This window comes from Pseudomonas sp. CFBP 8758 (assembly GCF_014841725.1).
GTDB lineage: Bacteria > Pseudomonadota > Gammaproteobacteria > Pseudomonadales > Pseudomonadaceae > Aquipseudomonas > Aquipseudomonas baltica.
This window is the reverse complement of the sequence record NZ_JACYUK010000003.1, coordinates 397,884-410,030: the sequence shown is the minus strand read 5'-3', so window position 1 is coordinate 410,030 and position 12,147 is coordinate 397,884. Positions and strand designations below refer to the sequence as shown.

Annotated in this window: 13 protein-coding genes and 1 pseudogene; 7 read left to right on the top strand and 7 right to left on the bottom strand. The window is 61.3% G+C overall.

Annotated elements, in window-relative coordinates:
* The first annotated feature begins 25 nt into the window (after positions 1-25).
* Positions 26-943, top strand: a complete 918-nt coding sequence (locus IFT75_RS08775; RefSeq protein ID WP_192054344.1) for a dihydrodipicolinate synthase family protein — start codon at positions 26-28, stop codon at positions 941-943.
* A 68-nt stretch (positions 944-1,011) separates the two neighbouring features.
* The gene (abaF, locus tag IFT75_RS08770; RefSeq protein WP_192054342.1) at positions 1,012-2,388 is read left to right on the top strand and encodes a fosfomycin efflux MFS transporter AbaF; all 1,377 of its coding nucleotides are present in this window, start codon (positions 1,012-1,014) and stop codon (positions 2,386-2,388) included.
* Between the two features lie 34 nt (positions 2,389-2,422).
* On the opposite strand, the gene IFT75_RS08765 is transcribed toward abaF, so the two are convergent.
* Positions 2,423-2,896 carry a nuclear transport factor 2 family protein gene (locus IFT75_RS08765; RefSeq protein WP_122478606.1) on the bottom strand — a complete coding sequence of 158 codons (474 nt, stop codon included), beginning with the start codon at positions 2,894-2,896 and terminating at the stop codon, positions 2,423-2,425.
* Positions 2,897-2,906: 10 nt separating this feature from the next.
* Entirely contained in the window at positions 2,907-3,374 is a 468-nt protein-coding gene (gene cynS / locus IFT75_RS08760; RefSeq protein ID WP_122478607.1) for a cyanase, read from the bottom strand.
* Positions 3,375-3,659: 285 nt separating this feature from the next.
* Between cynS and tspO the strand changes: the two genes are divergently transcribed.
* Positions 3,660-4,100 (top strand): tryptophan-rich sensory protein TspO, encoded by a 441-nt coding sequence (tspO, locus tag IFT75_RS08755; RefSeq protein ID WP_122712873.1) that lies wholly within the window; start codon positions 3,660-3,662, stop codon positions 4,098-4,100.
* A gap of 33 nt (positions 4,101-4,133) precedes the next feature.
* On the opposite strand, the gene IFT75_RS21630 is transcribed toward tspO, so the two are convergent.
* From IFT75_RS21630 to IFT75_RS08745, 3 genes and pseudogenes are all read right to left on the bottom strand, one after another.
* Positions 4,134-4,922, bottom strand: coding sequence for a methyl-accepting chemotaxis protein (locus IFT75_RS21630; RefSeq protein ID WP_446730937.1), 789 nt, complete (start codon positions 4,920-4,922; stop codon positions 4,134-4,136).
* Between the two features lie 66 nt (positions 4,923-4,988).
* Positions 4,989-5,759, bottom strand: a pseudogene (locus IFT75_RS21625) (MCP four helix bundle domain-containing protein); the annotation flags it as partial.
* 140 nt (positions 5,760-5,899) lie between these two features.
* On the bottom strand, positions 5,900-6,535 hold the full coding sequence (locus IFT75_RS08745) for a LysE family translocator (RefSeq protein ID WP_122478612.1): 636 nt from the start codon (positions 6,533-6,535) through the stop codon (positions 5,900-5,902).
* A gap of 109 nt (positions 6,536-6,644) precedes the next feature.
* Between IFT75_RS08745 and IFT75_RS08740 the strand changes: the two genes are divergently transcribed.
* The gene (locus IFT75_RS08740; protein ID WP_192054338.1) at positions 6,645-7,535 is read left to right on the top strand and encodes a dihydrodipicolinate synthase family protein; all 891 of its coding nucleotides are present in this window, start codon (positions 6,645-6,647) and stop codon (positions 7,533-7,535) included.
* A 28-nt stretch (positions 7,536-7,563) separates the two neighbouring features.
* Here the strand turns inward: IFT75_RS08740 and IFT75_RS08735 are convergent, their stop codons facing one another.
* The gene (locus IFT75_RS08735) at positions 7,564-8,265 is read right to left on the bottom strand and encodes a response regulator transcription factor (protein ID WP_192054336.1); all 702 of its coding nucleotides are present in this window, start codon (positions 8,263-8,265) and stop codon (positions 7,564-7,566) included.
* A gap of 48 nt (positions 8,266-8,313) precedes the next feature.
* Complete coding sequence (locus IFT75_RS08730) at positions 8,314-9,981, bottom strand: phosphoethanolamine transferase (protein WP_192054334.1); 1,668 nt, start codon at positions 9,979-9,981, stop codon at positions 8,314-8,316.
* A 348-nt stretch (positions 9,982-10,329) separates the two neighbouring features.
* Between IFT75_RS08730 and IFT75_RS08725 the strand changes: the two genes are divergently transcribed.
* From IFT75_RS08725 to IFT75_RS08715, 3 genes are all read left to right on the top strand, one after another.
* On the top strand, positions 10,330-11,082 hold the full coding sequence (locus IFT75_RS08725) for a phosphatase PAP2 family protein (protein WP_192054332.1): 753 nt from the start codon (positions 10,330-10,332) through the stop codon (positions 11,080-11,082).
* Positions 11,079-11,453: a hypothetical protein gene (locus tag IFT75_RS08720; RefSeq protein WP_244646846.1), complete on the top strand. Its 375-nt coding sequence runs from the start codon at positions 11,079-11,081 to the stop codon at positions 11,451-11,453. The genes IFT75_RS08725 and IFT75_RS08720 overlap by 4 nt, the downstream gene beginning before the upstream one ends.
* A 141-nt stretch (positions 11,454-11,594) precedes the next feature.
* Positions 11,595-12,053, top strand: coding sequence for a thiol-disulfide oxidoreductase DCC family protein (locus IFT75_RS08715; RefSeq protein ID WP_185793600.1), 459 nt, complete (start codon positions 11,595-11,597; stop codon positions 12,051-12,053).
* Positions 12,054-12,147: the final 94 nt, after the last annotated feature.

Genomic DNA, 12,147 nt, shown 5'->3' with positions numbered 1-12,147 from the left:
ACCATTAATCAGCGGAGCAAATCGAATGAGCAAGCGCATAAACTGGAGTGGCGTATTCCCGGCTGTTACCACTCAATTCAACGATGACTTTTCCATCAACCTGGAAAAGACTCATCAGGTGATTTCCAATGTGATTCGCGACGGCGTGTCAGGCCTGGTGGTCTGCGGCTCGGTAGGTGAAAACACCTCGTTGACCTCAGAAGAGAAGATCGCTGTCACCGAAGTGGCCGTCGACGCCTCCGGTGGGCGCGTGCCGGTCATCTGCGGCGTGGCGGAATTCACCAGTGTCGCTGCCGCGAAAACCGCCAATGCCGTACGCAAGGCTGGGGTGGACGGCGTCATGCTGATGCCGGCACTGGTCTACGGTTCCAAGCCTTTCGAGACCGCCGAGCACTTCCGTTACGTGGCCAAGCACGCCGACGTGCCGTTGATGGTCTACAACAACCCGCCCATCTACAAGAACGATGTCACCGCCGAGATCCTCATTTCCCTGGCCGACTGCGACAACGTGGTGTGCTTCAAGGACTCCTCCGGCGACACCCGGCGCTTCATCGACGTGCGCAACGAAGTGGGCGACCGCTTCGTGCTGTTCGCCGGCCTCGACGACGTCGTTCTGGAAAGCATCGCGGTGGGCGCCGAGGGCTGGGTGTCGGGCATGTCCAACGTTTTCCCGCAGGAAGGCGAAACCATCTTCCGCCTGGCCAAGGCCGGACGCTTTGCCGAAGCCATGGAAATCTACCGGTGGCTGATGCCGATCCTCCACCTGGACGCCCGTGCGGACCTGGTGCAGTGCATCAAGCTGTGCGAAGCGATCATGGGCCGCGGCAGCGCCCTCACCCGCCCACCGCGCCTGGCCCTGCCGGATGAAGACCGTCTGTTCGTCGAACGCATCATGGCCAAGGCCCTGGCCAACCGCCCCACCCTGCCCGACGTCGGTCTTTGAATCACGACCGGGCCAGGCGCATCCGCCAGGCCCGGGTACCTGTCATTGCCACTCCAGGAAGCCTGATCATGTCCACTTCTTCCAACGCGACCACCCCAGCGGGACTCAAACGCGTCGTGGCGGCCGCCATGGCCGGAACCGTCGCCGAATGGTACGAATTCTTCCTGTACGGAACGGCCTCCGCGCTGGTGTTCGGCCAGCTGTTCTTTCGCCAGACCGATAGCCCCATCGACGGCATCATTGCTGCCTTCGCGCTCTACGCAGTGGGCTTTCTGGCCCGACCACTGGGCGGGTTGGTGTTCGGCCACTACGGCGACAAGTTCGGCCGCAAGCGCCTGCTGCAACTGAGCCTGGTAGTGGTGGGCATCACCACCTTCCTGATGGGCTGCCTGCCAGGTTTCGCCACCATCGGCTACGCTGCGCCCGTGCTGCTGGTGCTGTTGCGGCTGATCCAGGGCTTCGCGTTCGGCGGCGAATGGGGCGGTGCCATCCTGCTGGTGTCCGAGCACTGCCCAGACAACCGTCGCGGCTTCTGGGCCAGCTGGCCACAAGCAGGCGTGCCGGCGGGCAACCTGATCGCTACCGTCGCCTTGCTGGGGCTGTCCACCGGGCTTTCCGAGGAGCAGTTCCTGGCCTGGGGCTGGCGCGTGGCGTTCTGGCTGTCGGCCATTGTGGTGCTGATCGGCTACTGGATCCGCAGCAGCGTCGACGATGCGCCTATCTTCAAGGAAGCCCAGGCGCGCCAGGCATCGATTCAATCCGAACAGCTGGGTGTGGTCGAAGTACTGCGCCATCACTGGCGTTCAGTGTTGGTGGGAATCGGCGCGCGGTTTGCCGAGAACATTCTGTATTACACGGTGGTGACCTTTTCCATCACCTACCTCAAGCTGGTGGTTCACAAGGACACCTCGCAGATTCTGCTGCTGATGTTCGGCGCGCACTTCCTGCACTTCTTCATGATTCCGCTGATGGGCTACCTGTCCGACCTAATCGGCCGCAAACCGGTGTACCTGACCGGCGCGGTACTGACGGCATTCTGGGGTTTCGTCGGCTTCCCGATGATGGACACCGGCAACAACTGGCTGATCATGGCGGCCATCACTCTGGGCCTGGCCATCGAATCCATGACCTATGCGCCCTACTCGGCACTCATGGCCGAGATGTTCCCGACCCACGTGCGCTACACAGCGCTGTCGCTGTGTTATCAGGTGGCGCCGATCTTCGCCGGCTCGCTGGCGCCGCTGATCGCAATCACCCTGCTGAACAAATACAACAGCTCCACGCCCATCGCCTGGTACCTGGTCGGGGCTGCGGTAATCTCCATCGTCGCCGTCAGCCTGACCCGTGAAACCCGTGGCAAGTCGTTGCGCACGGTCGATGCCGAAGCCGCCGCACGCGTGGCGGCCTCGGAACAAACGGGCGTGTCGCGCGGCAAACTGGCCTGAGCACGTTGCGCTGACGATGACCGTCAGCGCGCCCTCAAAGCCCCAGATCACTCAACCCTGGGTGATCGTCGGGGCGCCGCCCCAAGGGCCAGTGGTACTTGCGTTCGGACTCGGCAATCGGCAGGTCGTTGATGCAGGCGAAGCGCCGGTGCATGAGTCCGTTGGCGGCGAACTCCCAGTTCTCGTTGCCGTAGGAGCGAAACCAGTTGCCCGAATCGTCATGCCACTCGTAGGCGTAACGCACGGCAATGCGGTTGTCGGCGAAGGCCCACAGCTCCTTGATCAGGCGGTAGTCCAACTCCTTGCGCCACTTGCGCTCGAGAAACGCCTGGGCCTGGGCACGACCTTCGATGAACTCGCTGCGGTTGCGCCAGCAGGTGTCGTGGGTATAGGCCAGCGCCACTTTGGCGGCGTCCCGGGTGTTCCAGCCATCTTCGGCGCCACGCACTTTCCGAATGGCGGTTTCGACGGTGAAAGGTGGCAACGGTGGGCGGTTTTCCTGGTTCATGGCGAGGATCCTAGAAAGGCTTGTAGGGCAGGAACTTGCCGTCCAGGGTGATCACAGCACGCGATCCGCCTTCGGGATCTTCGACTTTCTTGATGTCGAGTTTGAAGTTGATCGCACTGATGATGCCGTCGCCGAATTGCTCATGCACCAGAGCCTTCAAGGTAGTGCCGTAGACCTGGACCATTTCGTGAAAGCGATAGATGGTCGGGTCGTTGGACACGTCTTCGGCGTTGCCGCGCAACGGTATGGTCTGCAACTGCACGACCGCTTGCGCGTCGAGGCCCAGACGCTCGGCCACCACTTCGGCAACCGCCTGCGGCAGCGGATGTTGGCCCAGCAGCGCGGCCGTCACATACACCGTACTCAGGCCGGTCCCCTCGGACAGCGCCGCCCAGGTCAGATTGTGCGTGGCCTTGGCCTGCAGGACTTGTTCGGTCAAGGTCTGACGCGGCACCTTGGAAACGTTGCTCTGGGACATGGTGATTCTCCGGACTGAAACGCAGGGTCGATTGAACAGCTTGGCAGCAGGGAATCATCGAAACCTACCACAATGATCAGGGCTGTCTTGCACAATTTCAGCTGGGGTTCGATTCGTGCCACTACGTCCCATTGGTCACCTGAGCGCTGCGGTTGGCCAGGCAGGACAGCGGGAGGAAGGCTGAACGCGCTGCACGCTCGCGCAAACTTTTCCGTGGTTCAGGCGTCAGCTTGATAGCACATCTCGCTATTGCAGCGCCCCCCTGCCCCTGCACAAGGACTCACCATGGTTTTCTTCATCTTTCTGCTGGCCTGCGCCGCCGCAGCCAGCACCGGCGTCATCTTCAAGCCCGGCGAATGGTACGCCTCGCTGGTCAAGCCGCGTTTCACCCCACCCAACTGGGCATTTCCCGTGGCCTGGACGGTCATCTATCTGCTGCTGGCGTGGGCGGGCTATCGGCTGACGCAACTGCCGGGCAGCGAGACGGTGCTGGCGCTGTGGGCCGCGCAGATCGCCCTGAATACCCTGTGGACGCCGGTATTCTTCGGCGCCCATCGCCTGCTCGCCGGGATGGTGATCATCGTGGTCTTGTGGCTGGTGACCGCCGCCATGGTTGCCCTGGCAATGCGCCTGGACGTCATCACCGGGCTGATCCTGTTCCCCTACCTGGCCTGGCTCTGCGTGGCCGCGGCGCTGAACTTCTCGATTCTGCGCAACAATCGCTGACGCTACGGTTGCGCCGCTCCCACTCGGCCACGGTCAGATCGCGAACGCCCCGACCAATGCGGTCAGCCCGACCGCCAGCCTCGACACTTCTCCGCTGGCGGTGGCCGTTTGCGTGGCGCCGGCTGCGCTCTGGATCGAAAGGTCGCGGATGCTGGTGATGTTGCGGTCGATTTCCCGCGCCACCTGTGCCTGCTCCTCGGCTGCCGTGGCGATCACGGTGTTGCGCTCGCTGATGAGGTTGATCGATGCCGATATCTGACTGAGCGATGCGCTGGCGTGTTGCGCCACGGCCGACGAATCGCTGGCCATCTGCTGACTCTGCTCCATGGCTTGCACAGCCTGCACCGAATCGGTCTGCATGGAGCCGATCATCTTTTCGATTTCCTGGGTCGACTGCTGCGTGCGGTGAGCCAGGGCGCGCACTTCATCCGCCACCACGGCGAAGCCTCGACCCTGCTCTCCGGCGCGGGCCGCTTCGATGGCCGCGTTCAATGCCAGCAGGTTGGTCTGTTCGGCGATGGCGCGAATCACCTCGACCACCGTATTGATCTCCCGCGCCCGTGACGACAGCTGCTTGACCTGGGTGCTGGTGCTGCCCACGTTGGTGGCCAGTGCCTGAATGGCGGTGAGGGTCTGCTCGACCTTGCCCAGCCCATCCCTGGCCAGGGACTGGGTGGTTGCCGACGCGTCGGCGGCCTCTGCCGCATTGCGTGCCACCTCATCAACGGCCGAGCTCATCTGGGTGACGGCGCTGGCAGCCTGATTGACCTCGTCGTTCTGGCGCGCCAGACCGCGGCTGGATTCCTCGGTCACGGCGCTCATCTCTTCCGAGGCGGCAGCCAACTGGCTGGAACTGTCGGAAATGTGCGCGATGGTCTGGCGCAGGTTGGCCTGCATCTGGGCCAACGCGGTGAGCATGCTGGCGGCCTCGTCCTGCCCGACCACGACGATCGTTTCGGTCAGGTCCTTGCGCGCGATGCGCTGGGCGATCTGCACGGCCTCCTTGATCGGCTGGGTGATGCTGCGGATCAATAGCGCAGCGAGCAGGATGGTAGCCAGCACGGCCGCAGCCATCAGCCCTATGACCCAGTTGCGTCCCGACTCGAACGTCGCCAGCGCCGCATCGCCGGCATCCGTGGCACCGCGGTCGTTCAGCGCCATGAGCTGGTTGACCTTGCCTTCGAGGGTATTGGTCAACGGGCGAATGGCCGTGTTGATCAGGGCAGTTGCCGCAGTGGTGTCGGCAGCACGCAGCATAGGTTCCAGCTGACCCAGCACTTGGTCATACGTTGCCGCATCGGTGCGTATGGAATCGTAAAGTTTACGGTCATCGTCGCTCGCAACGGTGCTCTCGTAGTGCTTGATGGTTTCCTGAAAAGTACGGCGATAGCCCGGAAACGCAGCAATCGTCTGTTCACGAAGCGCGGCATCGGTGGTGGTGGCACCGCGCATGCTTTCGAGCCGCAACCTGAGCAGTCCGCTGTTCATCTGACCCGCATCGCGAATGCCGAGCATCCAGTTGGTTTCCACGTCCTGCTCGGCCTGGTAGAGCTTGTTCATCTGAACGATGGAGATACTGCCCAGAAGGATCACGACCGCGACTACGGCCGAGAAGAAAGCGATCGCCCGAGGGGCGAGATTGAGGCGTCGGATGATCATGCAGGATTCCATTGCGATCGGGGGTTGATGACAACCATCATCGGCCCGCCGACAGGAATCTTGAGCATGGGGCAGGTCGGCAGCTATCGGATATGGCTCACGACGATAGCGAAACGAGCGCGATCAGGGCCTGCAGCGGATCACGGCCTGGCGAACAGGAGTTTCAAGCCGGCTGCGGCAAAGACCATCGCCAAGGTGCCCTCGATCCAACGGCGCGCCTTTCCATAGGCACGCACCATTGGGGCCGTAGAGAAGACCAGTGCATAACCGCCAAAAATGGTCACGCTAAGTATGGCGCAACCCGCCAGGATGATCGCCACGGTCGAGCTCGTCGCGCCTGGGCCCAAGCCCAGGGTCATCGTAGCGATCCAGCTCAGCAGGGCTTTCGGATTGGTAAGGTGCATCAGCAAGCCCCGACGATACAGACTCGGCCAGGATGCCTTCGGTGAAGATGCCAACTCATCGGCAAAGCGTTGATTGGACGTCAGCGCGGAACGGCAGGCCTTGCTGGCCAGAAAAAGCAGATAGGCGCCGCCTGCCATCTTCAGAATGAACAGCGCGCCGGCGTATTGCACGAGCACTGCCGAGACACCCGTAGCAGCCATTGAACCCCAGAAGAACGAACCACTGATGACGCCTGCGGCCAGCACCAACGCGGGGCGTCTGCCTTGGTGCATCGCGACGCTCATGATTCGCATGTTGCTGGGCCCCGGGCTGGCTGCGCCGACAATGTAGGTGACGAACACCAGAAGCAGATGGTGAATATCGAACGACATAAAGGGGCCCCACTCTGTTGCGTCGCTGGCAATGTACTCAGGTACCCTATAGCAACGCCGGTCGCCGATGCAAACCCACGTATTCCGTCCGAAAATGAGGAGTTCTTTCATGTTCACAGGTTTGAGCGCATTCCCTTTGACCCCGCTGCGTGACGGTGTCGTCGACGAAACGGCCTTCGCCGGGTTGATTGAAAACCTGTCGTCGGCAAAGGTCGATTCCATCGGCGTTCTAGGCTCGACGGGAAGCTACGCGTACCTGAACCGGGAAGAACGACGCCTCGCGACGCGGCTTGCCGTCAGCGTGGCCGGTGAGGTGCCCGTTATCGTCGGGATCGGCTCGGTCGCCACGCGAGATGTGCTGCTGCTGGCGGATGATGCGCAGGCCGCTGGGGCCTGCGCGCTGTTGCTGCCACCGGTGAGTTACCAGAAGCTTGGTGCCGATGAAGTATTCGAGTTCTACGAAACCCTCGCCCACCACGTTTCGGTGCCGTTGGTGGTCTACGACAACCCCGGCACCACGCACTTCGAGTTCACGGACGAGCTGCACGGGCGCATTGCAGCTCTGCCGAATGTCGCCTCGATCAAGATCCCCGGCATGAACCTGGATCCAGCGCAAGCCTCGGCCCGGGTGGCGCGCCTGCGGGCGAGCATCCCTGCCCACGTCAGTATAGGCATCAGTGGCGATGCCTTTGCAGTGACCGGCCTCAATGCAGGGTGCGAGCTGTGGTACTCCGTGCTGGGCGGACTGTTTCCGCGAACTGCGCTGGCGCTCATCGAGGCAACGAAGGGTGCACACTCGGGCCGCGCCGTCGAACTGTCGGCAGGGCTTGAACCGCTGTGGGCAATGTTCCGTGAATATGGCAGTGTCCGGGTCATCGCTGCCGCAGCCGAGATCATGGGCCAGGCAGCAGCCAATTGCCTGCCTCTTCCCCTCAAGGGGCTCGACCGGCAGTCCAAAGAGCGCCTGGTGCAGATGCTGAAGGCGCTAGAACTCGCCTGAGCCTGGAGCCGCGAGGCCTGGGCCGGGGTCAGTGCCGTTTGATCGACACCTCGCCACCGGACGGGCCCTGCAGCTTGTAGCCCATGCTGTGCACGGTATGCAGCAGGGGTACATCGAAGGTTTTGTCGATGGTTCTGCGCAACATGTAGATGCCCGTTCGCAGGCTGTCGGAGTCGTGCGTTTCCTGGCCCCACAGTGCCAGTTCGAACTCGCGACGCTTCACTATCGCGGGGCTTTTGCGCATCAGCAGCTCCAGCAGCACGAGGGTGGTGGGGTTGAGTTTGAGCAGCCTGCCCGCCCGCTTCACCTCAAGCGAATCCAGGTCGAAGGTCAGGTCATGGACCTGGAGCACGTTCTTCCGAACGCCTGTCGACCGTCGACTCACCGTCTCGACGCGAGCAAACAGCTCGGACAACGCGAAGGGTTTGATGATGTAGTCGTCGGCCCCGACGCTGAAGCCAGTCAAGCGGTCTTCCAATTCGTCACGGGCAGTGAGCATCAGGATGGGCGTGTTCTGCCTGGAGACCGAGCGCAGCTTGTGACAGACCCGATTGCCGTCCATGCCGGGCAGCATCACATCGAGAATGATGGCGTCGAAGTTGCCGGTCATCGCCAGGTGCAGCCCAGTGACGCCATCCAGCGCCCCGGTGACTTCACAGCCCTTGAGCGTGAAGTACTCGGAGATGTTGGCGAGGATATCGGCGTGATCTTCGATAACCAGTATGCGCATGGAACCCTCTTTGTGATGTCAGGCGGAACAACGGAAAAGGTCACCCGCTCAGCGGCCGGCCGCCAGTTGTTTCGCCGCGTCAGCCGCATGCCCGTTGATCCCCCTGCAACTGGCGAACATATCCAACCCGGTGTCGTAGACACGCGTCTGCACATGCAGCAAGCCTAGCACCGAGTGAAACAGATTGTCCTGACTCAGCGGTTCATGACGCGTCTGCTGCAGGCAGCGGCTGTCGACCGTGAGCGCGCGCTGATAACTTTCGGAAAGCCATACCAGCAGCGGCACGTGTTTCTGCTGATCGGGGGCAAGCATGTAAGGCGTGCCATGCAGGAACAGGTTGTACTCGCCCAGCGACTCGCCATGATCCGACAGATAGATCATTGCGGTGGCCAGATGATCCTGGTTGCTGCGCAGTACATCGATGAGCCGAGCCAGCACGTGATCGGTGTACAGCAAGGTGTTGTCATAGCCGTTGACGATACTCTCTCTGCTGCACGCATCCAGCGCATTGCTTTTGCACACTGGCGTGAATTTCTCGAACGCCTTGGGGTAACGCTTGAAATATTCGGGCCCGTGGCTGCCCATCTGGTGCAATACCAGAACGGTATCTTTGCTCAAATGGTCAATGAAGGCCTGCAGACCTTGCAGCAGAATTTCGTCCCCGCACTCGTTGTCCGCGCACAATGCGGGATCTCTGTCATGGCTGACGTCCAGCAAAGTGACCCGGTCGCACGTCCCCTTGCAGCCAGACTGGTTGTCCCACCACATCACATCCAGCCCCGCGCGTTTGAGCACGTCCAGCAAGCCTTCCTGGTTTTTCGCGATGTCCGCCTTGTACTGCTTGCGGCCCATGTTGGAGAACATGCAGGGGACGGACACCGCGGTTTCGGTGCCGCAGGAATGCACGTCGGTAAAGGCCACCAGCCCTTGTTCCTGGGCAAGTTGCGGCGTGGTCTCGCGCTCGTAACCCAGGATGCCGAAGTTCTCGGCGCGCGCACTTTCCCCTACCACCAGTACCGTCAGTGACTTGGGCGCATTGCTGGCCACGTTGACGGCTCGCACGGCGTCTTCGCCGATGGCCCGGAATGGCTGTCGTGCCGTGGACACTTGTTCGCGTACATAGGCGATCGAGGCACCAATGTAATTGCTCGGCACCACCATCAGGCGCAACTCGTGATGATTGCGCAACAGTGACGACAGCCCCTGATAGTCCACCAGCGCGACCACGGCAATGACCGCCGCAGAGCCCGCGCCGACCAGTGCCTTGCTGACCAACTGGCGATGCACTTTGCGGTAGGCGATGGGCGTTTTCCACAACAGCACCGAAGGCAATACGCCCAACAGCAAAACATAGACCCAGAGCATCGGAGACAGCAAGCCTTGTACTTCGGTGATATTGGTTTCCACCAGATTGCGAAGCATGCCAACGTCCATGAGCACACCGTAGTGACTCATGAAGTAGGTGACACTAGCACTGGTAAGAAACAGCACCGTCAATACCGGTTTGAATATGATTGGAAACGCCACTATCGTCAGGACGATATTGAACACGCCCAACAGCATGATGGCAAACGCAAGAGCAAGTTGTGTTCCAGCGCCACCCTCCCCGGTAATTGCAGCCAGATGCTGCCAGAGGGGCACATTGAACACCACCAGCAGAAAGACACTGGCAAGCACCGTCGCGGTTTCCGGGCGTACAGGTTTGAGTTTGAACATGGGAGTCTGCCGTCGGGCAAAGAAGCGAGCCGTGCGCCGTGCTACGGTTGTCGATGGCGCGGACTCTAGACGCGGATAATTCAAATTTTCGTGAAAGATTCGCGAGGAAAAGCTCGTTGCGAGTCCGTTTCGAGGCATGCGCTGGAACACAGCAATGCGATCGCTTAATTCAACCGAAGCAAGTACTACTTTCCACATATTTTTCACAGTTCATTCACGTCGTTCTGAACGGCGCAAACTTATCGTCGCTCGTAACGCAAGCGGCCAATGGATCATTGATGACAGGCCGCCGTCGTTACTTTCCCACGTAACTTTCACCTGTTCTTCATCATTGGATCGGAGCCTGTCATGGCTATCGCATTACCTGTTGCTGCGTCCCGGCATTTTGACTTTCGATTGGCGCTGGGCATTCCGCTCGTGCTGATGGCAACGATGCTGTGGCTGTATCCGCCCGCCCTCGACTTCGCCCTGGCGCAGATCTTCTACGTGCCGGGGGTTGGCTTCATCGGACGCCAGAGCTACTGGCTGGAAAACATTCTGCATGATCGCGCCAAGCAGGCGGTGATCGCCTTTGCCGTACTTGCACTTGCAGGTTTCGTGGCAAGTCTGTGGGCCACGCGCCTGCGCCAATGGCGTCGACCATTGGGGTATGTGGTGCTGGCGATGGCGCTGACGACGTCGGTGGTGACGCCGCTCAAGGTGCTGACCGCAGTCCATTGCCCCTGGAGCCTGAAGGAGTTCGGCGGCCAGGAAACCTATACACCGTTGCTCAGCCCCCGTGCCGCAACGGAAAAGCCTGGTCTGTGCTGGCCCGGCGGCCATGCGTCGAGCGGCTTCTCACTGCTCGCCCTGTTCTTTTTCTGGCGCGATCGTCGCCCACGCACTGCGCGCATCGCACTGGCGGTGGCGCTGATACTGGGATCGGTCTTTTCGCTGGGGCGAATGGCGCAAGGTGCGCACTTCCTTTCGCACAACATCTGGACGCTGCTGATCGATTGGGTCATTTGCGTGCTGTGTTATCGCTGGATTCTCTACCGCCCCTCGACACAGCCTTCACCTGTGCCGACTGCGGCCCTGGTGCCCGACGGGTACCGGCGATGAACGCCCTGTGGAGACCTGGTAGACGAACTGGGGTGCTGCTGAGCCTAGCCTTATCGGCAGTAGTGTTGAGCGCCTGCCAAACGACCCGGGAGCGGCTATTGGCCGAGGGCTACCCTGCCCCCTTCGCCAGCGGCTTCGAGGACGGCTGCGGCAGTGGTCGGCACGCCGCGCAAGCCTTGGGCGAATTTCGCAAGAACGTGCCTGTCTACCTTTCGGATCGTCAATACGCCACCGGCTGGGACGACGGCTTCCGGCAATGCCAAGCCAGCGCCATCGCTGACTTCCAACGGCATGTGGGCATCGACAGCAAGGAAGACCGCGATTGGCGCCACGCAAAGGATCAGGGGTGGGGCAAGGCGCTTGGGCGCTGATCGAACGCGCTTTTGCGCGAAACAATCTGCGCGCTAACGAAAAAAAACGAGTGAAAGGGAGAACCGGGTGTCTATTCCAATCAAGCACACCTCGCTCGATTTCAGACATTTCATTCGCACACCCACCCAGGACACTCATCGATGCACGACAGCATAAAGTGGCCGCTGACCCTCTACTTCGACGGTGACTGCCCCCTCTGCGCCCACGAGATCAAGGTTCTGAGGGCGCGTGCCTTGCCCGAACGCCTGCATTTCATCGATATCAGCGATCCGGCGTTCGACGCTCAATCCTTGGGCTTCACCCATGCGCACATGGAGTCGTTGCTTCATGCCCGCTTCAGCGATGGAACATGGGTCACCGGCCTGGACGCGACCCTCTGGAGCTGGCGCGCCGCGGGCCTTGGCCTATGGGCCGCGCCATTGTCCTGGCGCTGGGCCAGGCCGCTGTTCAACGTTGGCTATCGGCTGTTCTGCCGCTGGCGTCCGCATCTGGCCTGGTTGCCCCACCCGGACGGCAGTGCTCGCTGCAGGAACGGCAGTTGTGCAGTTCCCGAAGCGGATAGTACCGGGCAAAAGCCGCCACCGTCCGGGCCGCGTTGAGAGCAGTTCCGACTTGGCTCGTCATAGGGTTGATGGCTGACATGCAAATGCTTGGGGCCCTAGCTTGCACATCACTGCTACGGCCGGCTTGAAG